The sequence below is a fragment of the Nocardia suismassiliense genome (genome assembly GCF_900269665.1).
Taxonomy (GTDB): Bacteria; Actinomycetota; Actinomycetes; order Mycobacteriales; family Mycobacteriaceae; genus Nocardia; species Nocardia suismassiliense.
In genome coordinates, this window is the sequence record NZ_LT985361.1 from 6,269,545 (window position 1) to 6,296,293 (window position 26,749).

Sequence of the window (26,749 nt, forward strand, 5' to 3'; positions counted from 1 at the left end):
GCCGGCCGCCCGGCTTCGACCACAGCCAGCAAAGGTTCAGGTAGTTGAGAATTGTATTCCGGGCGCGGGCCTTCCGCCGCGCTGTGCCGGTCGCCGCCATCACCGCCGTCGGCCTGATCATCCAGCTCACACCCGCCGCGAACGCCGTGCCCACCGCGGGCCCGGTGCCGAATGCGCCCGCGAACTTCGGCCTGCCCGCGGACTATCAGCCGACGCCCGAGCGCTACGGCATCGCTTACGAACTGGGGCATATCGTTCCGCTCGCGGACGGCACCCAGCTGCAAACCGAGGTGCGCTACCCCACCGACCCCGCCACCGGTCAGCGCGCCACGGGTGAGTTCCCGGTCGTCGTCAACTTCACCACCTACGGCGCGGTGTCCAGCGCGCTCGCCGCGGCGGTGACCAGCGTGATCGACACACTGCACATCCCGCTGCCCGATCAGCTGAAGGACGCGCGCCGAATCATCAACCAGGCCACCAGCGCTCAGGACATGCTGGTGCGGCGCGGCTACATCGAGGTGATCGCCGACGTGCGCGGCACCGGCGGCTCGACCGGCGCGTGGAATCCCGCGTCCCAGCAGGACGGCGTCGACGGCGCCCAGCTGGTCGACTGGGCCGCGAAACTGCCCGGCTCCAACGGCAAGGTCGGCATGTTCGGGTACTCGTTCCCGGCGCTGTCCGCCCTGCGCACGGCCGAATCCGTCGCGCCAGGTTCGCCGTTGAAGGCGATCGTGCCGATGGCCATGCCGAACAACATCTTCAATGAGGTGCTCGGCCACGACGGCATGATGAGCCCGATTCTGCTCACCGCCATCTCGGTGCTGGTGCCGTACCTGAGCCTGATCGGCCCGTTCCTGACCGCGGTGGTGTCACCGCAGATGTTCATCAAGACGCTCGTCGACCATCTCCAGGCGGTCGTCTCCTCGGACAGCACGATCAAGCTCCTGCTGGAGGCGTACGGCGGCGGCCCGCTGGCCTACGACGGTCAGTGGTGGCAGGACCGCCGCTTCGAGACCGACCTGAACAGGGTCGTCGAGAACGGCATCGCCATGTACCAGATCGGCGGCCTGTGGGACCTGTACCAGGAAGGTCCGTGGCGCAACTACTCCCAGCTGCAGAACCTGGCCGCGGGCCGCGACCAGTTCGCGCCGATGGCGCCGCATCAAACTCCCGACGGACGGTACCAACTGCTGATGGGCCCGTGGTATCACGTCGGGCTCGGTTTCGGACCAGGCTCCCGGCTGGACACCGACATGATCACGGTGGCCTGGTTCGATCGTTGGTTGAAGGACATTCCGAATGGAATAGACAAAACAGACAAAACACTTCATGTGATCGACCCGAACAATATGGCGGTCAGCGCCGCGCGTTATCCGTTCGAGCAGGCGGCGGTTCAGCAGCGGTATTTCGACGGCGATCGACTCGTCACACAACCACCTACCGTCAAGGACGCCTCGGATCGCCTCGACTACACCGGCATCGACAGCATCTGCAACCGGCAGAGCCTCGGCCAGTACAGCGCAGGCCTGTTCGACTTCCTGTTCCGCCTGTTCAACGCCTACAACCCGTGTACAGAGTGGGTGCAGGAGCCGGTGGCCGGCCGCCGCTACACGATGGACCCGGTGACCGAGCCGACCGTGCTGGCCGGCCCGAGCAGCGTCACCCTGTACGCGTCCTCGACCAGCACCGACGCCGCCTTCCAGGTGTGGCTCGACGATGTCGCGCCGGACGGTTCGGCGGTCAACATCACCGGCGGCTCCCAGTTGGCCAGCCAGCGTACGCTGAACGATGAAAAGACTTGGCGCGCAACCGATGGCACCATCTACGCGCCGGAACACGTGGTCCGCAAGGACGCGGAGCAGCTACTGACGCCCGGCGAGGTGACCGAGCTGGAGATCAAGATCCGCCCCACCTTCTACCGATTGGCACCCGGACACGCACTGCGCCTGCGAATCACCAGCGGCACCTTCCCGTCGACCATGCCCATTCCGACCGATTTGCCGCGTTTGCTCGGTTCGTCCCAGCAGCTCCACCGGGACGCGGCCCGGCCGTCGAGCCTGGTCGTACCGCTGGCGCCCGAGTCCGCGTTCGGCGGCTGAGGCAGACCGGGAAGGCGGGCGGGAACCGGACGAATCGGGCGTGACCCAGGTTACGTTTAGCCCGCCTTCAGGGTTGGTAGCTGTAAAGATCATGCAAACCTGGGATGAATTCCAGGTGCATTGAGACACATTGTCCGGCAATCTATCAGCTACCTGAACATTGAGTGTTTAACATTGCCGCTGGCAGCGGCGTCGCACTCCCCCATTGCGTTGCCCGCAACGCCGTTGTCCGCGATATCGGGGCAAATATCGGTGATCAGGCTCACCCGCGCATTCACCAAGAATTTCTTCTACAGTTTGTCTCGTTCCGGTCCGACGATGACGTCCCGGAACCGTACGGACAAAGTTCTCGGATGCAGGCCGAAATTCTTGTCACTATTCGGATCGGCAATTCCCTTACCGCGCATAGGGAACGGCCGATGGGCAGCTGAAGGTGTGTCATGGAATTCATCGAACTGGCCGATTACCCGTTGCCGAGCGGCCGTGTGATCGAGTGGCTCCCGACTGCCACTTCGCACTGGGCCGACTGGCCGCGGGATACTCGCGCCGTTTCCTACAATCACGAGCATCATCTTCGAGATGCGGTGGAACACAGTCGAATACGAGATCGGCGCCACTACTGGCTCGGGCACGCGTTCCGGATCGACGGACCGCTCGACCCGCAGGCCTGGCGTACCGCCTTCGATGCCTGGATCGACCGGCACGAGGGTCTGCGCTCGCATGTCGCCATCGAGGGCGGCCAGCCGGCCAGATACACCTTGCCGCCCGGCGACATCCGGGTCCAACCGGTCGACGCGGGTGCGCCGACCTCGACAATGGCGACATATCGCCTGGTACACGGGCTACTCGACGACGGAACCTCGCCGCTGCGCTGGCCCTCCTACGTCGCCGTGACCATCGCGGGCCGCGACAGTTTCACCGTCGTATTCGCCGCCGATCACTCGATCATGGACGGCTACTCCACCGTCTCCACCGGCGGCGAGCTGCACGCGCTCTACAACGCGGTCCGCGCGGGCAAGTCCGCGCAGCTGTGCGACACCGGCAGCTACGTGGACTTCTGCCAGGACGAGCGGGTCCGCGCCACCGCGGCCACCGCCGACGACCCGGCCGTGCAGACCTGGCGCACGTTCTTCCCGGAGAACACCGAGAACTCCCTGCCCTGCGGCACGTTGAGCAAGGTCGCCGCGGCGCCGATCGAGTTCACCGGTCCCGCGGAGGCCTCGCCGCGGCGGGTGCCGCAGCGCAATCTGTCGGTCGAGGTGCTCGATGCCGACGCGGCCGACGCGGCGGCCTCGGTCGCCAGGGAACAGGGTCAGGGGCTGTTCGCGGCCCTGCTCGCCGCGTTCGCGGTGACCACCACCGAGCTGGGCGCCGGACGGGATTTCCGCACGGTGATCCCGCTGCACACGCGCACCGAAGCGCAGTGGGCCGACACGCTCGGCTGGTTCGTCGGGCTCGCGCCGTTCCAGCTGGATTGCGGTCCGGCCCGCAATCTCGCCGAGCTCATCCAGCCCGCGGGTGAGGAGTTGCGCCGCACCCGCGGCGCGGCGACGGTGCCGTTCGGCCGAGTCTGCGAGTTGCTCGGCACCCGGCCGCGCATCTCGTTCATGGTGTCGTACATGGACGTACGCGGCGCCCAATCGGCCCCCACCTGGGTCGATACCAACACCCGCTGGCTGCGCAGCCGCAACGTCTCCGCCGACGAGTTCTTCTTCTGGTTCGTCCGCACGCAGCACGGCGTGACGCTCAACATGCGTTATCCCGGCACCACCAAGGCGACCCGCGATATCCACCGGCACGTGCTGCGGATGCGCGACCTGCTCGCCGAGTTCACCCGCTACGGGGACGCCCGAATCCGTCCGATCGAAGGAGCGCCGCTGTCATGGTAGAGATGACCCTCACCGAACACTGGCAGCCGAAACCCGGCGTGCTACTCGAGTTCACCACCACGGCGGCGAGCCAGGCCGCCACCGAATCCACCGCGCCCTCCGACGTTCCCGCGACCTACCTGCAGGAGTCGCACATCCGCCGCTGGTCGGCGCGCAGGCAGACCAACGACCCGCTCGCTTCCGAGCTCTCGTTCTGCTTCACGATCGCGCGCCCGCTCGACTCCGAGGCCCTGCGCCGGACCTACATCGCGTTCCTGCAGCGTCACGAGACACTGCGCTCGTGGTTCCGGATCGACGAATCCGACGGCGGGTTCGCGCTGACCAGATACCTGCTCGACCCGGCAGCGGTCGACCTGGAAGCCCACACCCTCGACACCTTCACCGACAGCGGCGAGCTGCGCGACACCCTGGTCGCGAAGTTCAAGGCCAACGCCAACCCGACGCGCTGGCCCGCGATCGTCTGCTGCGCGATCGATCACGGTGCGGACGGATTCACCATCGTCTACAGCGCCGATCACGCGTTCACCGACGGCATGTCGGTGCTCACGTCCACCTACGAATTCCACGCGCTCTACACGGCGTTCAGCACCGGCCAGGAGCCCGTGTTGCCGCCGGTCGGCAGCTACGTCGAGTTCGCGAGGACCGAGCGCGCCGCCGTCGCCGCACGGCCGCCGGAGTTGGAGCAGTTGGCAGGCCTGTTGGCCGAGAAAGCGGATCAGGTCCGCCCGCTGCCGATCGAGCTCGGCCTCGCCCCCGGTGAGGTCGCCGACAGCTTCGGCACCAAGGTCGACATGCTCGACGCGGCCGAAATCGACGCGTTCGCCGCAGCGTGCAAGAACGCGGGCGGTTCGTTCTCCGCAGGCCTGTACGCGGCGGTCGCGCTGGCCGAGCTCGAATTCGCAGGCCGGACAAGCTATCTGGGCATGAATGTAGTCGGCACCCGGAGCGAGCCGCAGTACCAGCTCGCGCAGGGTTGGTTCATCAACCTGATGCCGATCGCGTTCGACCTCGACGGAGCACAGCGGTTCACCGACCTGATCGGCCGAGCCGGTGTCGCACTGGACTGGACCAAACCGCTGTCGAACGTCCCGATCCATGCCGCGCTCGACCGGGCGGCCGAGCTCACCGGCGCGCCGCTGCCGGTCACCACGGACTGGCCGTGGGTGTCCTACCTCGACATGCGCGCGGTGTCCGGTCCGGCGCTGGAGGCCGCGCTACCCGGCGTCTCCGGCATCAACGGTCTCGGCTCCCGCAGCAAGATCGGGCAGACCTCGCCGATCTGGTTCAACAGGGAGCTGGAGCGGCTGCACGTCACGATGATGTATCCGGACACACCGGTCGCGCACAAGTCGGCCGCCGAGTATCTGGAGCAGATCCGCACCACCTTGCGCGCCATCGCCGAGACCGGCGATTTCGCGGTCACCGCACCAGCTCTCGCGAGGTCATGATGCAGTTGCTTTTTCTCGACCAACTGAATGCACCACCGGGCACCCTGCTCGAATGGACCGCGGTCGCCGAGCCCGGCCCGACCCCGGACGCGACCCCACCCTCGGCCAACCAGGCGATCCACCTGGCCTCGGCCGGGCCGACGACCTGGCTCGCCGCGACCTTCGACGTGGCCGGTCCGATCGACGAATCCGCCTTGCAGACGGCGTTCTCGGTGTGGCTACCGCGCCACGACGCCCTGCACTGCAGCTTCGAACGCCCCGCGGACGGCAAGGCCGCCTCGGTGCACGTGGTGGTGGACAGCGACATCCGCCTCCTCCCCCAGCCCGCCGTCGAGACCGCGACCACCGAGGACCTGCGCACCGTGCTCGGCGGCCGGCTCGATCAGGCGTGCTCGCCGTTCACCTTCGCGCCGTACTTCCTCGGCGCGGTCAGCAGGTCCGAAACCTCCACCATCGTCTGCGGATTCGACCACGCGGTGTGTGACGCCTGGTCGATCACCATCGCGGTGGCGGAGCTGGACGAGCTGTACCGGGCCGCCTGCGAGGACGGCCACGACGGTGCCGTCGCGGCCGCCGACCGGCTGCCCGAGCCGGGCAGCTTCCTGTCCTATTCGACCAGGGAGGCCGCCATTCCGGCGGCGGCGACCGGGCCGCTGATCCGCTCGTGGCGCGACTTCCTGCACGCGGCGGGCAACGACCTGCCGCACTTCCCGCTCGACCTCGGCCTGCCTGCCGGGTCGGTGGCCCCGTTCGGCAGCGATGTCCGCCTGCTGCTCGGCGCCATGGCCACCGATGCGCTGCACCGCAAGTCGCGCGCCGACGGGTATTCGATGTTCGCGGCACTGCTCGCGGCGGTGGCCATGGCGGCCGCCGAACTCGGCGGCCGCACCGGCGTCGACCTGGTGTTTCCCGTGCACACCCGACGGGAACCCCGGCACCACAACACCTTCGGCTGGCTGGTGTCGAATGCCCCGGCGCATGTGCCGGTGGCGCACGACTTCTGCGCCACCGCGCAGGCCGCCGACGACGCGGTGCGGTCTGGGCAGCGGTTGGCGCAGGTGCCCGCCAACCGCGTCCTCGCCGCGATGGGCAGTGACCTGCGCCGGACCAGGCAGGATCTGTTCAGCGTCTCCTACACCGACTACCGGCGACTACCCGGCGGTTCGCGCAGCGACACGACCCGCGCGGTGCCCCGCAATCCGGCCCAGCTCAGTCGCAGCGCACCGCTGGACGACGTGCAGCTGTGGTTCACCCGCACCGATGACGGGCTCGCCCTGCGCACCCGTTTCCCCGCGACGCCCACCGCAGGGCCGTTGATCGGTGAGTTCCTCGACAAGGTCGCCGCGACCCTGTCCGCGGCGATCTCGGTTCGGGTATGACCGATCGCTCCACGCACCGCGTTCACCCGACTAGACCCGCAGGCTCGGCGACCCCGGCAGCGGGGCCGTCGAGTAGCGGGATCGCGGCCTGGTTCGGGCCGCAACCATCGACAAAGTACGACTGCCGGGTAGCCGAACCCGATAGTCTCAGCACAGGATCCAGCGAGAGAAATCTCGTGAAAGCCGGGAGCGTCCGACGATGAAGGCTCTGGTCAGCAACGAATCAACGACGTCATCGGACGCCGAAGTGCAGTGGCGGGGCACCGCACTACTACGGCCGGGCATCCTGGCTTTCGAAGGTGAGGTCCTACCGACCGAACTGCCCGCCCATCACGCCGTGCAGATCATGGCCTCGTGTACCCCCATCATGGTCGTGGACGGCAGCGGGGTGCGGCGCGAAGGCAGTCATCTCATCGTGCCCACCGACTCGCCGCACCGGGTCTGCGGCGGGGCCGCGCACGGTATCGCGGTCTACCTCGACCCGGAGACCGTGGCAGGCGCGGCCGCCGATCGGCGGGCCCATCTGCACGGTTGGGTGCAGGGGCTCAGCGTCGATCCGGGGCAGGGCCGGTTGGCCGAGCACGTGTCGGACATCCTCACGGATCTGCTGCGCGACAACAAGGCAGGCGAGCGCGACGATCGGCACGGCGTGGTGACCGCGGCGTTGCAGTTGCTGCCCGACATGGTCAAGGACGGCTCGGTCCGCGGCTCCGATGTGGCCCGTCAGCTGGGGATCTCGGCGACTCGGCTCACCCATCTGTTCACCGAGCAGGTCGGTATTCCGTTGCGGCGCTACATCCTCTGGCTGCGGCTCTACATCGCGATGAACGGCGTGATGGCCGGTGACGACATGACGACCGCGTCCGCGTCGGCCGGTTTCGCCGACAGCGCACACCTCACCCGCACCTGCCGGCGCACCTTCGGGCTGCCGCCGTCGATGATGAGTCCCGACATCGACTGGGACATCAGTCTGTGAGCGCCGGCCCGTCCGTCGGCACACCGGTGGCGACGACGGGCAGTATGCTCGGAGCATGATCTCGCGGGCCAGGCTGACGACGTATGCGGTTTTCGCATTCGTGCTGCCCGCTTTGCTGCTCTTCGTGATTCCGGCGGGCGAGCCGGGTTCGGTGGCCGCCGTCGGCCTCGTCGCGGCCTCGCTGTTCGTCGCGCTCGCCGCGGTGCACCCGCCGGCCCGGCTGCCGCTCCCGCTGGTCGGTTCCGGCCCGCCGCCGTCCGCGCAACGCCGCCGACGCGGCTCCTTCCTGCGCCAGAGCAATCCTGACACCCCCGGGCGTCCGCGCCCACGAGCGCCAGGGTTCGCGACCGCCTGACGTCCACTCCGCACCAGGTGCGCGGTGTGCGTCGGCGTTGTCGTCGACCCCTTCCGTTCTCGTGCGCCTACGCACGCCCACAGTCAGGTGCTCTCATGCTCGACTTCGTCTACTACCCCGTGTCCGCCATCTTGTGGCTCTGGCACTACGTCTTCGCCGCGGCTTTCGGTCCGGCCAGCGCACTCGCCTGGGTGCTTTCGGTGATTTTCCTCGTACTCACCCTGCGGGCCGTCCTTTTTGTGCCCTTTCTCAAGCAAGCGCGCAGCCAAACCATTGTCAAAAAATTGCAGCCGAAGGTCGCGGGCTTGAAACAAAAATACGCGACCGATCGACGGCAGCAGGCCGTTGAGATACAGAAACTCTATAAAGACAATGGCATCAATAGCTTCGCGACACTGATTCCGCTCATCGGTCAGCTTTTGGCATTCCTCGGCCTGTTTCATGTGCTGCGTTCGTTCGACCGCACCGGGGCCCTCGCCCATCTGCCCTTTCAGGCCATCGCAACCCCGATGACGCCCGAGCAGAACGCCGCGACGCCCAATTACGTCTTCAGCGCCGCCGATGTGCAGTCGTTCCTCCAGGCGAAGATCTTCGGCGCCCCACTACCGGCCATCCTGGCCGGCACCGGCGATCTCCTGGCAACGGTGGCCGCCGTCGCCGTCCCGCTGATGCTGATCGCCGCTGTCGCAACGCATTTCACCGCACGCGCGTCGCTGTCCCGCCAGGACACCACCGTCCAGCTCCCCATGATGCGCCCGCTCACCCTGTGGGCGTTTCCTGCGTTCGCCCTGATAGGCGGCGCGCTGGTCCCGGTGGCGATCCTGCTGTACTTCGTCACCAACAACGCCTGCACCCTCGCCCAGCAGCACCTCGTCTATCGCCGGCTCGACGCGGAAGCGGCCGCCGAGGCCGAGCGCACGGCGGTTGTCCGCGCACAGTCGGCTCCGAAACCGGGGGCCAAACCCATCCGGCGCCGATGAGGACCGGGGTGGGTGCGCCGACGCACCCACCCCAACAGGTCGAGCGCTGTTCGCTGCGCGGGTTACCCTCGAGCGGTGTCAGCGCAGCCGGAACGCGTCCAGCAGAAGTCCGAGATGATCGCCGTCTATGACGCGGCGGGGCGGGTGGTCGGCGCGGCCGATCGGGCGGAGGTGTACCGCGCGGGGATCTGGCATGCGAGTGCCGGTGTGCTGGTTCGTTCCGGCGATGGCGAGCGGATCTATGTGCATCGGCGCACCGACACCAAGATGGTGTTCGCGGGGATGCACGACTGTTTGGCGGGTGGGGTGATCGGGCCGGGGGAAAGCCCGGAGGAGACCGCGGTCCGGGAGCTCGCCGAGGAACTCGGCATCACGCTGACCGGGACCGAACCGCGACCGCTGGCGCGGGTGGCCTGGGATGGTGAGTGGCAGGGAAAACCTATGCGCTGCCACGTTTTTGCCTATGAACTGCGCTACGACGGACCGATCCGCCATCAGCCCGAGGAGATCGCCGACGGCTGGTGGTGGACCGACGCGGAACTGCGCGCCCACCTGGCTGACCCGGACTGGCCGTTCGTGCCGGACACCCGGGTACTCGTCGGCGATCTGCTCAGCTGAGCCGGGTCAGGACGCGCTGCCGCTGCCCAGCGAGAGCACGGTGGCGAACAGGTTGGCGAAAACTTCGAGCAGTTCCATGAATTCTCCGTTTGTTTGGCTATACCGATGAAGCACCGGAGCTTCGACGACCGACATGGCCGATGTCTGAACACCGGGGGAACACCGATGATCGCCGCGCCGGATTACCCGGAGGAGGCTACCGAACTAGCCCACGCAGCGAAAGCGCCAGGATTCCTCGTCTGCAGCAGCACCCGCCCCGGCCCCACGAAATCGAAGACGAAGCCCTCACCGGACTTCAGCGACTGGATGGAGCGCCCGACCACCGCCCGCCGGATGGTGAAGTTCATCGCCAGGTCGTAGGCCACCACGTGCCCGGTGTCGATGGTGATCGGCTCCCCCGGCTGCAGATCGATGACGTCGATGGCGCCGAAGACACCGACGACGACCTCGCCCTCACCGTGCGCGCGCAGGCCGAAACCACCCTCGCCGCCGAACAGGTTGGCGAAGCCGCCCCACTTGCCTTCCACCTGCACCCCATGGGAATTCGCGATCCAGCCGCCCCGGCTGATGAAGAACGGGCGGTCCTGGGTGATCTGCAAATTCAGCATGTCGCCGGGTAGTGCGGGCGCCACGTCCACCCAGCCGCCCTGCTGCGGCGCGGTGAACGTCGAGACGAAGAACGATTCCCCGGCGAGCACGGAGCGCTTCAGCCCGGCCAGGATGCCGCCTTCGGCCTTGGCCGCCAACGTGACTCCCGCCGAGTGCGCGACCATGGCGCCGCTCTCGACCCGCATCGGCTCGCCGCCCGCGAGGAAGCACCGCGCGATGGCCGATGCGGGGTTATGGCGCAGTTGTACCTTCATATTCGCCGACCCTACCGCCTGATTCGCGGTGGCAGGGACACCAATAACGGGGATAGGTCCGCAGTGTGCGGACCGTCTCGTTCACCCCAGTTCGCGCAGCGCCGCATCGTCGCGGGCGACCACCGCGCCGCCGTCCGCGGTGAGCACGATGGGCCGCTGAATCAGCTTCGGATGCTCGGCCAGCGCCGCGATCCATCGGTCCCGGTCGGCGGGGGTGCGACCCCAGCCGGACAGGCCGAGATCCTTGGCGATCTGCTCGCCGGTGCGGGTGATGTCCCACGGCTCGGCGCCGAGCCTGCGCAGCACGGCGCGCAGCTCGTCGACGGTCGGCGGCTCGTCGAGGTAGCGCCGCACCGAGTATTCGACACCCGCCTCGTCCAGGAACGCGGTGGCGTTGCGGCTCTTGGTGCACCGCGGGTTGTGCCAGATCTCGGTCTGCCCAGATGTCATGCAGGCAGGGTACCGAGGCACGCCGACACCATCGTGACGACACCGTTTGAGCAGTGCCCGGCTGGATAAGCTCGACTCGATGCGTAAACGAATGAACTCGATCAACACCCTGGATCGCCGCCTGGTGGAACGCACCGCGCACTGGCGCGCCTCGCCCGCCGACCAGTTCCTGCGGTCACTCAGTATGAGCGCCAACCACAGTCGGCTCTGGATGGCCATCGCCGCCGGGCTTTTCGTGGCGGGCGGGCGGTCCCAGCGACGCGGTGCGGTGCGCGGCCTGGCCGCGGTGGGCATGGCGAGCGGTCTGGCGAACGGGGTCGCCAAGCCGCCGTTCCCGCGGCGCAGGCCGCCGGTGCAGGCGGTGCCGCTGCTGCGGCGGTTGGTCAAGCCGCCGGTCTCCTCTTCGTTCCCGTCCGGCCACGCGGCCTCCGCGGCGGCGTTCACTACCGCGGTGGCGCTCGAGTCGCCGGGGACGGCTGCGGTGCTCGCGCCGCTGGCCGTCGCGGTGGCCTATTCGCGGGTGCACATCGGCGTGCACTGGCCCTCCGATGTGGTGGTCGGTGCGGCGCTCGGCTCCGGCGTGGCGCTGGGCACCCGGCGGTGGTGGGCGGTGCGCGACGACGAGCCCGCCACCCTGGGTCCGGCCAAGCGGACCGAACCGCTGCCCGACGGACGCGGCATGCTGCTGGTGGTCAACCCGTCCTCGGGCCCCGGCGACGGCGCCGAAGAGGTTGCGCTGCTACGCAATCGATTGCCCGCGGCGCAGTTGCTCGAGTTGGGCGGAGACATCGACCTCGATGCCGAGATCGATCAGCGGGTGCGGCGCGACGACATCGCGGCGCTCGGCGTGCTCGGCGGCGACGGGACGGTGTCGGCCGTGGCGGAAGCCGCTGTGCGGCACAGCCTTCCGCTGGCGGTGTTCGCGGGCGGCACACTCAACCACTTCGCGCGCGATGTCGGCGTCGAGGAGCCCGCGACGACGTTCGCCGCGCTCGATGCGGGTCAGCTCATGCTCGTCGACACCGCTCAGGTGAAGCTGGACGACGGGGAGGAGCGCATCTTCGTCAACACCGCCAGCCTCGGCGGTTACCCCGACTTCGTCCGCCTGCGGGAGCGCTGGGAACGGCGGATCGGCAAGTGGCCCGCGGCCGGAATCGCCATGCTGTGCGTGCTGTTCCGGGCCGAGCCGCTGCGCGCGGTCGTGGACGGTGAGCACAACGACCTCTGGATGCTGTTCGTCGGCAACGGGGCGTACGACCCGGCGGACCAGATCCCCATGTCGCGTCCCCGCCTGAGCGACGGCACCCTCGACATCCGGTATCTGCGTGCGGACCTTCGTTTTTCGCGGCTGCGCCTGATCTTCGCCACCTTCACCGGGACGCTCAATCGCTCGGACACCTACGTGCATCGGCGCGCCGGCCGCCTGAACGTTCAGGTCGAGGGCGCTCCGGTGTCGCTGGCCACCGACGGCGAGGTCGCGCACCAGGCCGAGAAGCTCGACTTCGCAAGTCAGCCTGCCGCTTTGGCCGTGTTCCGGGAAGCCCAATCCGACGACGCAGGGTGATCGGTCCGTTGCAGCGGGGTGGCGTCTTCGCGCGCACGCCACCCTGCTGCCTCGGCTCAGCTCACGTAGCCGTCGGCGACCTCCAGTACCTCGTCGACGATCTCCAAGCCGGTGCGCAGGTCATCCGCCGACGTGGTGAGCGGCGGCGCGATCTGGAAACGATTACCCACGCTGAACGGCCACAGACCCCGAGCCTTCGCGGCGGCGGTCACCTTCGCCATCGGCTCGGCGGCGGCACCGGCGGCGGCGAACGGGACCAGCGGTGTCCTGGCCGCCGGATCACGCACCAGCTCGAGCGCCCAGAAGAACCCGAGCCCGCGCACCTCCCCGACGCTCGGATGCCGGGCGGCCAACTCGCGCAAGCCTTTTCCGAGCACGTCGGCGCCCACCGAGCGCACGTGGTCGAGAATGCCGTCGCGCTCGTAGATGCCGATCGAGGCGCCACCCGCCGCGCAGGCCAGCGGGTGCCCCGCGTAGGTGAGGCCGCCGGGATAGACGGTGTGGTCGTAGCGCTGCGCGATCCGTTCGGCGATGAGCACACCGCCGAGCGGCACGTAACCCGAGTTCACGCCCTTGGCGAAGGCGATGATGTCCGGTGCGACGTCGAAGGCCTGCACCGCGAACCACTGCCCGACCCGGCCGAAGCCGACCATCACCTCGTCGGCAATGTAGACGATGCCGAACTCGTCGCAGAGCGCGCGCACGCCGGCGAGATAACCCGGCGGCGGGATCAGCACGCCATTGGTGCCGACCACCGTCTCCAGGATCAGACCTGCGATGTTCTGCGGGCCCTCCAGCTCGATCACCTGCCGCAGGTGGGTCAGCGCGGCCGTCGTCTCTTCTTCGGGACTGTTTGTGCCCCAAGGTGATCGGTACGGGTACGGGCCGAAGAAGCGCACCACGTCGACGTTGGTCGGCTCGGCGGCCCAACGGCGCGGCTCACCGCTGAGCCCGATCGCCACACCGGTACCGCCGTGATAGGAGCGGTAAGCGGCCAGCATCTTGGTGCGGCCGGTGAAGCTGCGGGCCAGCCGCACCGCGTGTTCCACCGCTTCCGCGCCGCCGGTGGTGAACAGGATGCGGTTCAGCTCGCCGGGTGCCCGCTCGACGATCAGCCTGGCCAGTTCGCTGCGGGCCTCGTTGCCGACGGTCGGCGAGATGGTGGCCAGCTGCTGCGCCTGGGCGATGATCGCGGCGATCATGTCCGGATGCTGGTGTCCGAGATTGACATTCACCAACTGCGAGGAGAAGTCGAGGTACCGATTGCCGTTGTCGTCCCAGAAGTGCGAGCCCGAGGCGCCGACGATCGTCGCCGGGTTCAGTTCGGCCTGCGCCGCCCACGGATAGAAGACGTGATCGGTCAAATCACTTACCCCCTTCGGTCAGGGTGACCTGGCTCGGGGCGAAGCCCGCTCCGGTCACCTCGGTGCCACCGGACTTCAGCAATTCCAGTGCCTTCGTGACGTATTCGCTCGTATAAGCGCTCGCGTCGGGATCTTTCTTCAGGACGGTGACGCCCTCTTGGTTCTTGGTGTTCTTGGCGATCTGCACGGTCCGCGCCCAGGCAGCGGGGTCGACCATGCCGATCCCGGCGGGCGAAGGCCAGATCAGCTTGTTCACCTCGTTGATCTGCCACTGCTGATGGGTCGCGCCGAGCGTGGAGCCCGCGGCGACGGTGATGTCCCGGCATTTGTCCAGGTTGTCGCGGCAGAACACCCAGCCCTTCAGCGAGGCCGCGATGAATTTGACGGTCTGCTCTTGGTATTTGGCGTCCTGCAGCTTCTCGGTGTTGGCCCAGATGGCGTCCTGCAGCATGGCGACGCCTTCGTCGTTCCAGTCGATGGTGGCGAAATCGTCTGCGGTGTAGAGCTTTCCGGTGGCCGGGTTCTTGGTCTCCAATAGCTGGGCGTACTCGTTGTAGGACATCGCCTGGGCGGCGGCGATGTCCTTGGCCAGGAAGGCGTTCATGTCGAACTGCTGCTGCACCAGCTTGACGTCTTTCGCCGGGTCGATGCCGGCCTTGGTCATGCCCGCGAACAGCTCGAATTCATTGCCGTAGCCCCAGTTTCCGACCGTCTTGCCGCGCAGCGCGGCCGGACCGGTGATGTTGTCGGACTTGAACGACACCTGCTTGGTGCCGGAGCGCTGGAAGATCTGCGCGACATCGGTAATGCCAGCGCCCGCCTCCCGCGAGGCCAGCGCCTTGGGCACCCAGGCGATGGCGTAGTCGGCCTGTCCCTGCGCCAGCACCGTCTGCGGGACGATATCCGTGCCGCCGTCCAGGATTTCGACCGATAAACCCTGCTCCTTGTAGAAGCCCTGATCGACCGCGGCCAGGTAGCCGGCGAACTGTCCCTGCTTGAACCATTGCAGTTGCAGGCGCACCTTGGTGAGGCCGTCGGCCGTGGTGGTGGAGCCGCCGTCGGTGGTGCTACACCCGGTCAGCACGGTCGCGGCCAGCGCGGTGAGCGCGAGACCGATCCGGAATCGTTTGGGGGACTTCGTCATCTAGATCTCCAGAGGGTGGTGCGTGGTCTACGGGTGAGGAATTCGAGGAGTAGGACGGCGGCCAGGAAGATCAGGCCGACGAGCACGGCGCCCGCCACGTACGCCCACGCCCTGGGGTAGGCGGTATTCGCCGCCGCGGAGGTGATGCGGCTGCCGAGCCCGTTCTGCAAACCGCCGAAGTATTCGGCGATGACGGCCGCGATCACCGCGCCGGGTGCGGCGATGCGCAGACCGGTGAACAGGTACGGCAGTGCCGCGGGCAGTCGCACGGTGCGGGTGACCTGCCAGCCGCCCGCCGCGTACGACGTCATCAGATCCGTATGGACCTGCGGAACCTGGCGCAGGCCCCTGGCCGTGCTGACGAACATCGGGAAGAACACGACGATGGTGACGACCATGCGGCGCGGGGTATCCGTGGTGGTCGAGTACATCGAGTTCAGCAGGGGCGCAAGGGCGACGATCGGCACGGCCGCCGCGCCGGCGGCGAGCGGGCTGAGCAGGCCGTCGACCAGGTGGAACCGGACTGCGAACATCGCGGCCACGATGCCGAGCACCGCACCCACCAGCAGCCCGATCAGGGCGTTGGTTCCGGTCGCAGTCGCGGCGTCGGCGATGCGGTCGAAATTCTCGGTGAATTCGCTCGCGATGGCCGTCGGCGCGGGCAGCAGGAACGACGGCACACCGGCGGCGACAGTCAGCACCTGCCACAGCGCCAGACCACCCACGCCGAACAGCAACGGCGGCAGCACCGTTCGCCACGGCAGCGCGGTCTTCCAGGACGTCATCGCAGCTCCCGCCCGGCCACCGCGCCGCTGCCGCCGTGCCCGTCGCGCAGCGCCGCGCGCACGGCGGCCACCGCCGCGAAGAAGGCTGGGCTGGAACGCACTTCGTCGCCCGCCTCGGCCGCATCACGCCTACCCCAGCCGCCCGTCGGCACGATCTCGGTGATGCGGCCCGGGCGCGGCGACATGACGACGACCCGGTCGGACAGGAACACCGCCTCCGGAATCGAGTGGGTCACGAAGACTACAGCGGCCTCGGTCTCCCCTGCGATCCGCAGCAGCTCGCCCTGCATTCGCTCACGCGTCATCTCGTCGAGCGCGCCGAACGGTTCGTCCATCAGCAGCAGCGAGGGTTTCGGGGCCAGCGCCCGGACGATCGCCACGCGCTGCTGCATGCCGCCGGAAAGCTCGGCCGGATAACGCTTGGCGAAGTCGGTCAGCCCGGCCATTTCCAGCAATTCCGCACTGCGCGAGCGCCGTTCGTTCTTGGGCACCTTGTGCAGTTCCAGCGGCAGTTCGACGTTGGCCTGCACAGTGCGCCAGTCCAGCAGGCCGGACTGCTGGAAGGCGATGCCGTAGTCCTGGTCGATTCTGGCTTGCCGCGCGGTTTTGCCGTGCACCGTTACGGTGCCGCCGGTCGGCTGCTCGAGATCGGCGATGATGCGCAGCAGGGTGGACTTGCCGCAGCCGGAAGGGCCGATCAAGGAGACGAATTCGCGTGGTGCGACGGTGAGGGATACAGCCGAGAGGGCGGTGACCGAGCCTGCGGTGTAAACCTTGTCGACGCCGGTCAGCTGGACTGCCGCAGTTCTTTCGGCGGTCGCTGTGGTGTCGGAGAGTGAGTCCTGCTCCGCGGCGCCAGCTTGCCCGTCACCCGAAACCTGCGGCCCCTCTGCGGTTGTGACGCCTGGGCGTCCTTCGACGGTCAACGGGTACCTCCTGATGAGCTGCCGCGCGGGCGGCGGTAGTAACTGAGCACGGATGCGGGTGCGGCGCAGCCGCACGTCGCTGTGCACCCGACCCGAACCCGATCAGCGCACGAACGGGCGTTCACCGATCCGCTCCCGCGGGCCGGGCGGCCCCGACCGGCCTGCTGTAGCGACGCAGCGCCAGTTCGGCCACGCCGACGACTGCGGTGACGACGACACCGAGCAGCGCGGCGGCCAGGACCGCCGCGTAGAGCCGTGAGGCATCACCGGTGGCCTGCTGGGAGAAGACAATGATCTGGCGGCCGATGCCACCCGCGGTGCCGGTGGAGATCTCGGCGACGACGGCCCCGATCACCGAGGCCGCGGCGGCCAACCGCAAGGCGGGCAGCAGGTGCGGGACAGCGGCCGGAAGCCTCAGGTGCAGCAGGGTCTCCCACCAGCTGGCCGAATAACTGTGCAGCAGTTCGACCGACGCCTTCGACGGTGCCTGCAATCCGCGCAGCATGCCGACCGCCACCGGAAAGAACGCCAGGTACGACGCGATGACCGCGATACTCATCCACGGCCGCCACGGCTCCCCCGCGATCACGATCTTGCCGCCCCACCCGGCGACCAGCGGTGCCAGCGCGATCAGCGGAACCGTTTGCGACACAATGATATACGGCAGCAAGCCACGCTCGACGAAGGCGAAGCGCTGCATCACCACGGCGAGCAGTACGCCGACGACAGTGCCGATCAACAGCGCGAGCAACGCCAGGCCGAGGGTGAATCCGGCGGTTCGCACCAGGGTGACGCCCACCGTCCCGTTGCCATCACGCTCGCCGAGCACCGTGAGGACCGCCCATACGTGCGGCAGCGCCCCGTCTCCGGTGCGCGGCAGGATCCGCTGGTCCCCGATGCTCACTCCGCTTTCGGGGACAACGAGTTTCACCAATTCCCAGCAGCCGAGCACCAACACCAGCACGGCGACCGCGTACACGGCCCGTGCCGTACGCAATCTCATCTGTGCTCCGCACCCAGCTCAGCCACACCGGTGCGTACCTCGGCCATCAGACCACCTCCGTGGCGGTGACCGGATGCGCCAGCCGCGGCAACACCGACTCGCCGTACGCCTCCAACGTCGCGGTTTTCGCGTCGTGCTGCAGGTACACCGCGAACTGGTCGACCCCGAGCTTTTCCAGCTCCCGCAACCGCGCCAGTTGATCATCCGGTGTGCCGAGCAGGCAGAAGCGGTCCACGATGGTGTCCGGCACGAACTCCGCGTGCGTATTACCCGCGCGCCCGTGCTGGTTGTAGTCGTAACCCTGCCTGCCCGCGATGTATTCGGTCAGCGCGGCCGGAACCTCGCTGCCCGCACCATATTTCGACACGATATCGGCCACGTGGTTGCCGACCATGCCGCCGAACCAGCGGCACTGTTCGCGAGCGTGCGCCAACGCCGCGTCCGACCCGTCGGTGACGTACGCCGGTGCGGCTACACAGATCTTCACCGCGCCGGGGTCGCGCCCGGCTCGCTCGGCGGCGGCCCGCACCCGGGCGATGGTCCACGCGGTGATGTCTGGGTCGGCGAGTTGCAGGATGAACCCGTCGGCGACCTCGCCGGTGAGATCCAGTGCGCGCGGGCCGTATCCGGCCATCCAGACCTCCAGCCGGGAATCGCCGGCCCACGGGAACCGCACGATGGTGTCGCCGACCCGGGCGCTGCGCCCGTTGCCGAGCTCCCGGATCACCTCGATGGCGTCCCGCAGGGTGGCCAGCGTGGTGGGCTTGCCGCCGAGCGTGCGCACCGCCGAGTCGCCGCGGCCGATGCCGCAGATGGTGCGGTTGCCGAACATGTCGTTCAGGGTGGCGAAGGTCGACGCGGTCACCGTCCAGTCCCGGGTGGCCGGGTTGGTCACCATGGGGCCGACCACGACTTTCCGGGTGGCGGCGAGGATCTGGCTGTAGATGACGTAGGGCTCCTGCCACAGCAGGTGCGAGTCGAACGTCCAGACGTGCGAGAACCCGTGCGTCTCGGCCTGTCTGGCCAGTTCGACCACCCGGGAGGCGGGGGGTGTGCATTGCAGCACCACACCGATGTCCATGCGGCACTCTCCGTTTCGAAGTCGGATACAGCTGTGCGGGAGCTGGGGGCGTCAGATCAAGTTCTGTGACAGTGCACGTTTGACGAACCGGCCGTGCCCGGCGCTGCCCAGGTAACTGCCGTGATCGATGACCACCCGGCCGCGGGAGAGCACGGTATCGACGTGACCGTCGATCTCGAAGCCCTCGTAGGCCGAGTAATCCATGTTCATGTGGTGGGTCTTGCCGAGCCCGATGCTGGTGTGCCCGTTGGGGTCGTAGATCACGATGTCGGCGTCCGCGCCGGGGCTGATGACGCCCTTGCGCGGGTACATGCCGAACATCCGGGCCGGCGTGGTGCAGCACACCTCGACCCAGCGCTCCAGCGAGATCTTGCCCCTATTGACGCCCTGGAACATCAGGTCCATCCGGTGCTCGACGCCGCCGATCCCGTTCGGGATCTTGCTGAAATCGCCGATGCCCATCTCCTTCTGGTCCTTCATGCAGAACGGGCAGTGGTCGGTGCTGACCGTGGTCACGTCGCCGGTGCGCAGGTAACGCCACAGCTCGTCCTGATGCCCCTCGGCCCTGGACCGCAGCGGTGTCGAGCAGACCCACTTGGCACCCTCGAAACCTGGTGCGCCCAACTGTTCTTCGAGCGAGAGGTACAGATACTGCGGGCAGGTTTCGCCGAAGACGTTCTGCCCGTTGCCCCGTGCGGTGGCGATCTGTTCCAGCGCCTGCTTCGCCGACACATGGACCACGTACAGCGGCGCACCGGTCAACTGCGCCAACATGATCGCGCGATGCGTGGCCTCCTCTTCCATCTGCCACGGGCGGCTGGTGCCGTGGAAGTACGGCGCGGTGTCGCCGCGAGCGATGGCCTGCTCGACGAGCACGTCGATGGCGATCCCGTTCTCCGCGTGCATCATCAGCAGCGCGCCCAGATCGCCCGCCGCCTGCATGGCGCGCAGGATCTGGCCGTCGGTCGAGTAGAAGACACCCGGGTAGGCCATGAACAGCTTGAAGCTGGTCACGCCCTCGGACACGAGTTCGCTCATCCCCTTGAGGGATTCGTCGTTCACCTCGCCGATGATCTGATGGAAGCCGTAGTCGACGGCGCACTTGCCCGCCGCCTTCTGGTGCCACGCGCCGAGCGTGTCCTGCAACCGCTCCCCCGGCGTCTGCACCACGAAATCGACGATGGTCGTGGTACCGCCCCAGGCCGCGGCGCGGGTGCCGGTCTCGAAGGTGTCGGACGCCTCGGTGCCGCCGAACGGCATCTGCATGTGCGTATGTCCGTCTACCCCACCGGGAATCACGTATTTCCCGGTCGCATCGATGACGGTGTCGGCGGTGGTGGTCAGGTCCGCCCCGAGGGCGGTGGCGCCGGGTTGCAGGACGGCGACGATGGTCTCGCCGTCCACCAGCACATCGAGCAGTTGCGATCCGGTGGCCGAGACCACCGTGCCGCCGTGGATGAAGGTCAGTGCCATGTGATCCGCACCCGCTCTCAGGGAGCTACCAGCGGGCCATAGGCGTCCGGCCTGCGGTCGCGGTAGAAGGCCCACCGGTCGCGGACCACTTTGATCAGATCCAGATCGAGGTCGCGGATCACCAGTTCGGGATCGGTGTCCGAGGCGACCTCGCCGACGAACTTGCCCTCGGGGTCGACGAAGTAGCTGGTTCCGTAGAAGTCGTCGTCGCCGTACTCCTCGATGCCGACCCGGTTGATCGCGCCGATGTAGTACTCGTTGGCCACCGCGGAGGCGGGCTGCTCCAGCTTCCACAGGTAACCCGACAGGCCCCGCGAGGTCGCGGACGGGTTGAAGACGATCTCCGCGCCCGCCAGGCCGAGCGCGCGCCAGCCCTCCGGGAAATGCCGGTCGTAACAGATGTAGACGCCGACCTTGCCGACCGCGGTGTCGAATACCGGCCAGCCCAGATTGCCCGGCCGGAAGTAGAACTTCTCCCAGAAGCCGTTGACGTGCGGAATGTGGTGTTTTCGGTACTTGCCGAGATAACTGCCGTCGGCGTCGATCACCGCCGCGGTGTTGTAGAGCAGGCCGGGCTGCTCCTGCTCGTACACGGGCAGGACCATCACCATGCCCAATTCCCTTGCCAGCGCGGCGAATCGCTCCGTCGTCGGGCCCGGCACCGACTCCGCGTACTCGTAGAACTTCGCGTCCTGCAGTTGGCAGAAGTACGGGCCGTAGAACAACTCCTGGAAGCAGATCACCTTCGCGCCCTGCGCGGCCGCCTGGCGGGCGTAATCCTCGTGCGCTTTGATCATGGACTCTTTGTCGCCGGTCCAGTTGGTCTGGACGAGCGCCGCTCGAACGATTCCCATGCTTTGTTATACTTCACTGCGAACCAATTCGGTTGTGTTACAAGATTGCGGAAACAGTTTCGTAGCCGTAAACCTCGAGCCTGGTCGTAGTTCCGGCGACGCCCCCGACGCAGAATGACGGTGTGAGCGAGCGAATCGGCGAGGTTACGGCCCCCACGAACGGGTCGGGGCGGTTCATCGCGGACCTGGCCGACCGGACGCCCGCGGGGATCGCGGCGGCCGTCAGCAGGCTGATCCGTTCGGGGACGTTGACACCGGGCGCGCGGCTGCCCACCGTGCGCGAAGTCGCCCGCGAATTGAAGGTCTCGCCCGCGACCGTGAATCAGGCGTGGCGGGCGCTCGCCGCCGCCGGTGCGATCGTCGCGCGCGGCCGGGCGGGCACCTTCGTCGGCGCCGCCGCCACCAACGGGTCCGGCACCGCCGTCGGCCGCTACCAGCGGCTGCACCCGCCGTCGTTGAGCGCGTTCCGCATCGATCTGTCCCGTGGCACCCCCGACCCGGAACTGCTGCCCGATCTGGGCGCCGCGCTGCGCGACCTCACCAAGGACGGCGCCAGCGACCTCGCCGCCGACTATCTGGGTGAGGCGGTACTGCCCGAGCTGGCCGCGAAAGTCCGGGCGGACTGGCCGTTTCGCGCGGAACGGCTTGCCGTCCTCGACGGTGCGCTGGACGCCGTGGACCGGCTGCTGTCCGCGCACGTCCGGCTCGGGGACGCGGTAGCGGTCGAAGACCCTTGCTTCCCACCGTTTCTCGACCTGCTCGCCGGTCTCGGTGCTCGGCCGGTCCCCGTCCGCATGGACGAATCCGGTTTGCTTCCCGACGAACTCGCGCGAGCTGTCGCAGTGCACGGTGCCACTGCGCTGATCCTGCAACCACGAGCCCAGAACCCGACCGGGGTCTCCCTCACCGCTGCCCGTCTCCGCGAGCTGGCCGACATCCTGCGGGACACGGGCACTCTCATCATCGAGGACGATCACTCCGCCGGAATCGCCGCCGCCACACTGCGTTCCCTCGGCAGCCGGCTCCCCCGGCGCACCGTCCACATTCGCTCGTACTCCAAATCGCACGGCGCTGACCTGCGTTTGGCCGTGGCGGGCGGGCCGGCGGACCTGCTCGACCCGGTCATCGAACGCCGCATGCTCGGCGCGGGCTGGACCAGCAGGCTGCTCCAGCGCGTCCTGCTGAGCATGCTCGACGACCCGGCGGCGATCCAGGCCGTCACCACCGCGCGTACCGAATACCGCAGGCGTTCAACGGAACTCCGTCGCGCGCTGGCCCGCCGCGGCGTCGCCGTCGCGCGCGGGGACGGCATCAATCTCTGGCTGCCGGTCGCCGACGAGAACGCCGCCATGATCTCGCTCGCCGCGGCGGGCATCAAGGCGGCGCCCGGTGGGCCGTTCCGCGTCGGTGACCAGCCGCCCACCGACCACCTCCGCATCACCGTCTCGGCGCTCGCCGACGGCGACCTGGATTGGCTCGCCACCGAACTCACGGCCGCCACCGCCGCGGCACCCACCTATCGCCGCGTTCGCCGGGCTTGACCCCCTTCACATAGCCCACAGACATGCATCGGGCGCGCGAAGAACCTGCTGGTTATGCGAGCCACCTGGGGGCATGTGGATTCCGCAGTGATCGAGGCGGTCCCGGCACGCTATCGGCGGGTAGATGGCATGATTCGGCACGGCATCGTCCGGTGCGCAATCCGAATGAAGGAGATTCCTAGCGGTGAGCAGCGAAGTGCAGGGGCGGCATTCAGGCATCAAGGGGTGGCGGTTCGGGGTACCACGCGGCGTGCTGCGGGTCGTCGGCGTCGCGGCGGTCGCCGCAGCGCTCGCGGCGTTCGCGTCCGGCGGCGTTTCGGCCGATACCTGGAGCGTGCGCACCCAGCAGCCCGCCCAGTGCAATGCGCCCGCGGAAGGCGCCGTGACCGCGCGCACCTACCCGGCGCCCGGCCCGGCCACCGAGCCCGGCGCCAACTACGCCGCGACGCTCGACACCACCTGCGGGGCAATCCAGATCGACCTCGATCCGGCCGCGCCGCAGACGGTCAACTCGTTCGCCTTCCTGTCCAACGAGCAGTACTTCGACCACACCAAGTGCCACCGGATCACCACCGACGGCATCTACGTGCTGCAATGCGGTGACCCGACGGCCACCGGCACCGGCGGCCCCGGCTACCAGATCCCGGACGAGAATCTGGCAGGCGCCACCTACCCGGCAGGCACCGTCGCCATGGCCAACGCAGGCCCGAACACCAACGGCAGCCAGTTCTTCCTGGTCTACCGGGACAGCCAGCTGCCCCCGAACTACACCCCCTTCGGGCGCATCACCGGCGGCCTGGACGTTCTCCAGTCCGTCGCCGCCCAGGGCACTCGGGATGGCGGCTCCGACGGCGCCCCGCGCAACGACGTCGTCCTCAACAAGGTCGAAACCTTCAAGAAGTAACACCCCTCGGCGATGGCGGCGTCCTCGGACGCCGCCATCGCCGTATCCCGGGGTCGAGTGGCACCGGGCCACTCGCCGCTACTTGTGTGGGGTGAGGGGGAAAGTGGTGGCGCCGTCGTTGCCTGCGGGGATGATCGGGACGATCACCGACGACGGGTGTTGGGGATCCTTGTAGATGGTTTGGGTGGCCGGTTCGGTGCGGGTGCTTTCGCCGAAGGGTTCGCCGGTGTTCGGGTTCGGCGCGTACTGGGGGTAGTCGCTACTGGAGATGGCGAGGCGGATCCGGTCGCCTGCCTTGAATTGGTAGCTGGTCGGCCAGATCTTGATGGTGAACTCGTACGGCTGACCCGGCACGATCGGGGTGGGGTTGGTGAGTGAGTCACGGAAGGCGGCGCGAATGATGCCGTTGTTGAGGTTCACCGCGGAGCCGTCCGGAGCGAGAACCTCCAGGCGCGCAACGAAATCGGTGTCGGGTGCGGTCGAGGAGGCCCATAGTTTCACCGTGATCGGGCCGGTGATCTCGGTGTCGGTGCCCAGCGGAGCGGTGTCGTAGGTGAGCACGTCGGTCCGCTGCTCCACCGCGGCCTGGTCGAACGGTCCCTGCGGCGTATTGCCGACACCGCAGCAGGAATGTCCGCCCACACTCGGGGCCGGATCGGTCGGGTCGTAGAGGTAGCGGTCGCCTTCGGCGGGTCCGGCCGGGGCCTGCTCGACCAGTTTGCCGGTGCGACCGGACGAGCCGTTCTCGCCGTCACCGCTGAAATAGTAAGTCTTCCACTGGGTTTGCGGCAGCGGCCAGCTCGGCGCCGACTTCCACCGGTTGGCGCCCATCACGTAGTAGTCGACCCGCGGCTTGCCCGCGACACCGTTGTCCACGCCCTTGAGGAAGTGGTCGTACCAGGCCAGCATGAGCTCGTTGATCGGGCTGTTGCCCACCGGTCCGAGCTGATCGAGCAGCGGCGCGACCACCGAGGTCGGGCGTCCCCACCCGAGGTGGTCCCACGGGCCGATGACCAGACGCTGGTTCTGCCGCGCCTCCGGCGTGCCGCCCTTGTCGACCATTCCGGTGAAGTTCTCGATGCCGCCGGCCAGGAACGAGTCGTACCAGCCCTCCATGTTCAGCACCGGCACCTTCACGTTCTGGTAGCGCTCGCGGATGCTCCATTTCTTCCAGTAGTCGTTGTAGGTCGAGTTACGGATCCAGTCGAAATACCAGGGCGCGACCGCCGGATTGCCCGGCTGCAACGGCGGAAAGTCCTTGTATGGCCGAAAATTCATCCACTGGGTGGCGTTGTCCATGGCCGCGCGGATCTGCTCGATCGCCGCGGTGTCGCGGCGATGCTCGGCGGCGGCGAGGCCGATCGTGCTCACCGCCCACGGTTCCACGAAGCCGAGGCGGAACTGCCCGCCCTCATAGGTCCAGCCGTCGTAGTAGTCCGAAGAGGTGTTGGCGGGCACGATGGCTGCCAGGTGCGGCGGCGTCCCGACCGCGGCGAGCCACTGCGTCGCACCGATGTAGGACGACCCGTACATGCCCACTTTGCCGTTCGTACCGGGCAATTGGGCCGCCCACTCGACGCTGTCGTACCCGTCGCGCAGGTCGTTGTCGAACTCGGTGAACGTCCCGTCCGACTTCCCGACGCCGCGAATGTCCTGAATCACCACCAGATAGCAGTGCGAGGCGAACCAGTCCGGCGTCTGATAACGCGAAGAGCTCACTTGCGCAAACGATTTCCCGTACTGCGTGCGCATCAGGATCACCGGCACCGGATCGCTGGTCTGGGGCCGATACACATCCGCCCGGAGGATCGTCCCGTCCCGCATCGCCCCCGGCACGTCGGTTTCCTTGTCGACCGCGCATTTTCCCCGTCCCGTGTTGGGCGGCCAGGCCCCCGCCTGCCCCGGCGCCCCCGTCTGCGTGCTCGCCGCATCATCGGTGTCCGAGCCCGGCGTACACCCCCCGACCAAAACCCCGACGCACACCAGCGCGGTCAGCAACCGCCCGACGCCAATACCGTGACCGGACAACCGGATACACCTCCCGTGAGGCGCCGACCGGACACTCGACGCGTGCCCCTCAACAGTGAGAACGCCTCCGTCGAGCCGATGCTATCAAGATCCAGTACCAAACGTCCCACGAATGCGGTTCCGCGACGGAAGGTCGCCGTCCTCGTGAATCTCGTTGCTACACAGCATTTCCCAGAGCACTTCGGACCTCGATTTCCCTGACAGGTCAACAGTCCTCACGCGCGGCAGGCGACAGTGATGATCTCCGGACTGGTCGCCGTCAGTGGGCTGCGATCCCAGTCGCCGAACTGTTCGGCAACGACCAACCCCGCGGTGGACAGGAAGGCAGCGAGGGTGGGCGCGTCGAGGAAACGGAGCTTGCTGTAGCTGATCTCGGGCTCGGTCCACTGGTCGCTGGTGAAGGTGTGGGTGAAGGAGACGAGGTCACCGTCGACCGGTCCGGTGACGTGACAGACGCACCGCACCACCGCACCTGTCTCGTCCAAAACTTCGCCCGAATATCGCTGATGCCACGTCTCCCATTCCCGCACAAGAGGATTGCGGGTTTCGAAGACGAAACGACCGGTGTCGGTCAGTGTCGCGGCGATGACGGCCAGCGTGGACCGCAGTTCGTCGTCACCGAGCAGCACTTGGAACGCGTGCCCGGTCATCACCACCAGATCGAACCGGTCGCCCCGGCTACACAGCGAGCTCGCGTCACCGAGGACCCACTCGATATCCTCCTGCGCCCGTGCCACTTCGAGCATGCCCGGGGCAGGGTCCACACCGCACAGGCGGCCACCATGACCGTCCGCGCGGGCTCTACGCAGCAGTGCTCCCGTTCCGCACCCCAGGTCCAGAACCGAGGGTGCGGCCATGACCAACGGCAGGTAGAACCGGAAATCGTCGCGCGCGCCCTCCGGGCTGAAGCTGTCATACAGCGCGGCGAGCCGGGTATCGGTGAACACCTTGTCGACCATGATCGAAGGGTCGCAGAGACCCGCAGCCCACCGCGACCTGTTTTCCTGGTTCACGAGCGGCGCGAT

General features: G+C 67.8%; 24 protein-coding genes. 11 read left to right on the plus strand and 13 right to left on the minus strand.

The features are described 5' to 3' along the window. Nucleotides 1–44: 44 nt before the first annotated feature. From DBO33_RS27695 to DBO33_RS27730, 8 genes are all read left to right on the plus strand, one after another. A complete protein-coding gene (locus DBO33_RS27695) occupies nt 45–2,099 on the plus strand; it encodes a CocE/NonD family hydrolase (RefSeq protein ID WP_107657696.1) in 2,055 nt (684 codons plus the stop codon). Nucleotides 2,100–2,539: 440 nt separating this feature from the next. Then, entirely contained in the window at nt 2,540–3,988 is a 1,449-nt protein-coding gene (locus tag DBO33_RS27700) for a condensation domain-containing protein (protein WP_107657697.1), read from the plus strand. Continuing rightward, a complete protein-coding gene (locus DBO33_RS27705) occupies nt 3,982–5,436 on the plus strand; it encodes a condensation domain-containing protein (protein WP_107657698.1) in 1,455 nt (484 codons plus the stop codon). The genes DBO33_RS27700 and DBO33_RS27705 overlap by 7 nt, the downstream gene beginning before the upstream one ends. Continuing rightward, nucleotides 5,436–6,815, plus strand: a complete 1,380-nt coding sequence (locus DBO33_RS27710) for a condensation domain-containing protein (RefSeq protein ID WP_159080570.1) — start codon at nt 5,436–5,438, stop codon at nt 6,813–6,815. The genes DBO33_RS27705 and DBO33_RS27710 overlap by 1 nt, the downstream gene beginning before the upstream one ends. Nucleotides 6,816–7,014: 199 nt before the next feature. Then, on the plus strand, nt 7,015–7,791 hold the full coding sequence (locus tag DBO33_RS27715) for a helix-turn-helix transcriptional regulator (protein ID WP_107657700.1): 777 nt from the start codon (nt 7,015–7,017) through the stop codon (nt 7,789–7,791). A gap of 55 nt (nt 7,792–7,846) precedes the next feature. Beyond that, on the plus strand, nt 7,847–8,146 hold the full coding sequence (locus DBO33_RS27720) for a DUF6412 domain-containing protein (RefSeq protein ID WP_107657701.1): 300 nt from the start codon (nt 7,847–7,849) through the stop codon (nt 8,144–8,146). A 95-nt stretch (nt 8,147–8,241) separates the two neighbouring features. Then, nucleotides 8,242–9,126, plus strand: coding sequence for a membrane protein insertase YidC (yidC, locus tag DBO33_RS27725; RefSeq protein WP_107657702.1), 885 nt, complete (start codon nt 8,242–8,244; stop codon nt 9,124–9,126). Between the two features lie 114 nt (nt 9,127–9,240). Next, entirely contained in the window at nt 9,241–9,744 is a 504-nt protein-coding gene (locus tag DBO33_RS27730) for an NUDIX hydrolase (RefSeq protein WP_107660631.1), read from the plus strand. 6 nt (nt 9,745–9,750) lie between these two features. Here DBO33_RS27730 and DBO33_RS44475 read toward each other — a convergent pair whose 3' ends face one another. From DBO33_RS44475 to DBO33_RS27740, 3 genes are all read right to left on the minus strand, one after another. Further along, on the minus strand, nt 9,751–9,879 hold the full coding sequence (locus tag DBO33_RS44475; protein WP_255528229.1) for a hypothetical protein: 129 nt from the start codon (nt 9,877–9,879) through the stop codon (nt 9,751–9,753). A gap of 47 nt (nt 9,880–9,926) precedes the next feature. Further along, entirely contained in the window at nt 9,927–10,607 is a 681-nt protein-coding gene (locus tag DBO33_RS27735; RefSeq protein ID WP_107657703.1) for a TIGR00266 family protein, read from the minus strand. An 81-nt stretch (nt 10,608–10,688) separates the two neighbouring features. After that, nucleotides 10,689–11,057 (minus strand): arsenate reductase family protein, encoded by a 369-nt coding sequence (locus DBO33_RS27740; RefSeq protein WP_107657704.1) that lies wholly within the window; start codon nt 11,055–11,057, stop codon nt 10,689–10,691. A gap of 79 nt (nt 11,058–11,136) precedes the next feature. On the opposite strand from DBO33_RS27740, the gene DBO33_RS27745 reads away from it, so the two are divergent. After that, on the plus strand, nt 11,137–12,621 hold the full coding sequence (locus DBO33_RS27745; protein ID WP_107660632.1) for a bifunctional phosphatase PAP2/diacylglycerol kinase family protein: 1,485 nt from the start codon (nt 11,137–11,139) through the stop codon (nt 12,619–12,621). 56 nt (nt 12,622–12,677) lie between these two features. Here DBO33_RS27745 and DBO33_RS27750 read toward each other — a convergent pair whose 3' ends face one another. The 8 genes from DBO33_RS27750 to DBO33_RS27785 all read right to left on the minus strand — a co-directional run bounded on the left by DBO33_RS27750 (nt 12,678) and on the right by DBO33_RS27785 (nt 21,251). Further along, the gene (locus DBO33_RS27750) at nt 12,678–13,985 is read right to left on the minus strand and encodes an aminotransferase class III-fold pyridoxal phosphate-dependent enzyme (protein ID WP_107657705.1); all 1,308 of its coding nucleotides are present in this window, start codon (nt 13,983–13,985) and stop codon (nt 12,678–12,680) included. A 1-nt stretch (nt 13,986) separates the two neighbouring features. Continuing rightward, on the minus strand, nt 13,987–15,129 hold the full coding sequence (locus tag DBO33_RS27755) for an ABC transporter substrate-binding protein (RefSeq protein WP_107657706.1): 1,143 nt from the start codon (nt 15,127–15,129) through the stop codon (nt 13,987–13,989). Next, complete coding sequence (locus DBO33_RS27760; RefSeq protein ID WP_199856779.1) at nt 15,126–15,914, minus strand: ABC transporter permease; 789 nt, start codon at nt 15,912–15,914, stop codon at nt 15,126–15,128. The genes DBO33_RS27755 and DBO33_RS27760 overlap by 4 nt, the downstream gene beginning before the upstream one ends. Further along, nucleotides 15,911–16,840, minus strand: a complete 930-nt coding sequence (locus DBO33_RS27765) for an ABC transporter ATP-binding protein (protein WP_107660634.1) — start codon at nt 16,838–16,840, stop codon at nt 15,911–15,913. Before DBO33_RS27765 ends, DBO33_RS27760 begins: the two co-directional genes overlap by 4 nt. A 121-nt stretch (nt 16,841–16,961) precedes the next feature. Beyond that, nucleotides 16,962–17,843, minus strand: coding sequence for an ABC transporter permease (locus tag DBO33_RS27770; protein WP_107657707.1), 882 nt, complete (start codon nt 17,841–17,843; stop codon nt 16,962–16,964). A 46-nt stretch (nt 17,844–17,889) separates the two neighbouring features. Continuing rightward, nucleotides 17,890–18,924 (minus strand): TIGR03842 family LLM class F420-dependent oxidoreductase, encoded by a 1,035-nt coding sequence (locus DBO33_RS27775; protein WP_107657708.1) that lies wholly within the window; start codon nt 18,922–18,924, stop codon nt 17,890–17,892. A gap of 51 nt (nt 18,925–18,975) precedes the next feature. Further along, nucleotides 18,976–20,397, minus strand: coding sequence for a dihydropyrimidinase (gene hydA / locus DBO33_RS27780; RefSeq protein ID WP_107657709.1), 1,422 nt, complete (start codon nt 20,395–20,397; stop codon nt 18,976–18,978). A 17-nt stretch (nt 20,398–20,414) separates the two neighbouring features. Next, complete coding sequence (locus tag DBO33_RS27785) at nt 20,415–21,251, minus strand: nitrilase-related carbon-nitrogen hydrolase (protein WP_107657710.1); 837 nt, start codon at nt 21,249–21,251, stop codon at nt 20,415–20,417. Between the two features lie 122 nt (nt 21,252–21,373). Between DBO33_RS27785 and DBO33_RS27790 the strand changes: the two genes are divergently transcribed. Continuing rightward, nucleotides 21,374–22,792, plus strand: coding sequence for an aminotransferase-like domain-containing protein (locus tag DBO33_RS27790; protein WP_234391074.1), 1,419 nt, complete (start codon nt 21,374–21,376; stop codon nt 22,790–22,792). Nucleotides 22,793–22,976: 184 nt separating this feature from the next. Next, complete coding sequence (locus tag DBO33_RS27795; RefSeq protein ID WP_234391075.1) at nt 22,977–23,696, plus strand: peptidylprolyl isomerase; 720 nt, start codon at nt 22,977–22,979, stop codon at nt 23,694–23,696. Nucleotides 23,697–23,774: 78 nt separating this feature from the next. Here DBO33_RS27795 and DBO33_RS27800 read toward each other — a convergent pair whose 3' ends face one another. After that, entirely contained in the window at nt 23,775–25,520 is a 1,746-nt protein-coding gene (locus tag DBO33_RS27800; RefSeq protein WP_107657711.1) for a CocE/NonD family hydrolase, read from the minus strand. Between the two features lie 419 nt (nt 25,521–25,939). Continuing rightward, complete coding sequence (locus DBO33_RS27805) at nt 25,940–26,683, minus strand: class I SAM-dependent DNA methyltransferase (RefSeq protein WP_107657712.1); 744 nt, start codon at nt 26,681–26,683, stop codon at nt 25,940–25,942. Nucleotides 26,684–26,749 lie beyond the last annotated feature (66 nt).

Excerpts from the sequence above, each read along its gene's own strand:
- DBO33_RS27715 (WP_107657700.1), top strand. The coding sequence starts at position 7,015 with ATGAAGGCTCTGGTCAGCAACGAATCAACGACGTCATCGGACGCCGAA.
- DBO33_RS27755 (WP_107657706.1), bottom strand. The coding sequence starts at position 15,129 with ATGACGAAGTCCCCCAAACGATTCCGGATCGGTCTCGCGCTCACCGCG.
- hydA (WP_107657709.1), bottom strand. The coding sequence starts at position 20,397 with ATGGCACTGACCTTCATCCACGGCGGCACGGTGGTCTCGGCCACCGGA.
- DBO33_RS27785 (WP_107657710.1), bottom strand. The coding sequence starts at position 21,251 with ATGGGAATCGTTCGAGCGGCGCTCGTCCAGACCAACTGGACCGGCGAC.
- DBO33_RS27700 (WP_107657697.1), top strand. The coding sequence starts at position 2,540 with ATGGAATTCATCGAACTGGCCGATTACCCGTTGCCGAGCGGCCGTGTG.
- DBO33_RS27705 (WP_107657698.1), top strand. The coding sequence starts at position 3,982 with ATGGTAGAGATGACCCTCACCGAACACTGGCAGCCGAAACCCGGCGTG.
- DBO33_RS27805 (WP_107657712.1), bottom strand. The coding sequence starts at position 26,683 with ATGGTCGACAAGGTGTTCACCGATACCCGGCTCGCCGCGCTGTATGAC.
- DBO33_RS27775 (WP_107657708.1), bottom strand. The coding sequence starts at position 18,924 with ATGGACATCGGTGTGGTGCTGCAATGCACACCCCCCGCCTCCCGGGTG.
- DBO33_RS27720 (WP_107657701.1), top strand. The coding sequence starts at position 7,847 with ATGATCTCGCGGGCCAGGCTGACGACGTATGCGGTTTTCGCATTCGTG.
- DBO33_RS27740 (WP_107657704.1), bottom strand. The coding sequence starts at position 11,057 with ATGACATCTGGGCAGACCGAGATCTGGCACAACCCGCGGTGCACCAAG.
- DBO33_RS44475 (WP_255528229.1), bottom strand. The coding sequence starts at position 9,879 with ATGTCGGTCGTCGAAGCTCCGGTGCTTCATCGGTATAGCCAAACAAAC.
- DBO33_RS27745 (WP_107660632.1), top strand. The coding sequence starts at position 11,137 with ATGCGTAAACGAATGAACTCGATCAACACCCTGGATCGCCGCCTGGTG.
- DBO33_RS27735 (WP_107657703.1), bottom strand. The coding sequence starts at position 10,607 with ATGAAGGTACAACTGCGCCATAACCCCGCATCGGCCATCGCGCGGTGC.
- yidC (WP_107657702.1), top strand. The coding sequence starts at position 8,242 with ATGCTCGACTTCGTCTACTACCCCGTGTCCGCCATCTTGTGGCTCTGG.
- DBO33_RS27770 (WP_107657707.1), bottom strand. The coding sequence starts at position 17,843 with ATGAGATTGCGTACGGCACGGGCCGTGTACGCGGTCGCCGTGCTGGTG.
- DBO33_RS27730 (WP_107660631.1), top strand. The coding sequence starts at position 9,241 with ATGATCGCCGTCTATGACGCGGCGGGGCGGGTGGTCGGCGCGGCCGAT.
- DBO33_RS27710 (WP_159080570.1), top strand. The coding sequence starts at position 5,436 with ATGCAGTTGCTTTTTCTCGACCAACTGAATGCACCACCGGGCACCCTG.
- DBO33_RS27800 (WP_107657711.1), bottom strand. The coding sequence starts at position 25,520 with ATGCGGGACGGGACGATCCTCCGGGCGGATGTGTATCGGCCCCAGACC.
- DBO33_RS27760 (WP_199856779.1), bottom strand. The coding sequence starts at position 15,914 with ATGACGTCCTGGAAGACCGCGCTGCCGTGGCGAACGGTGCTGCCGCCG.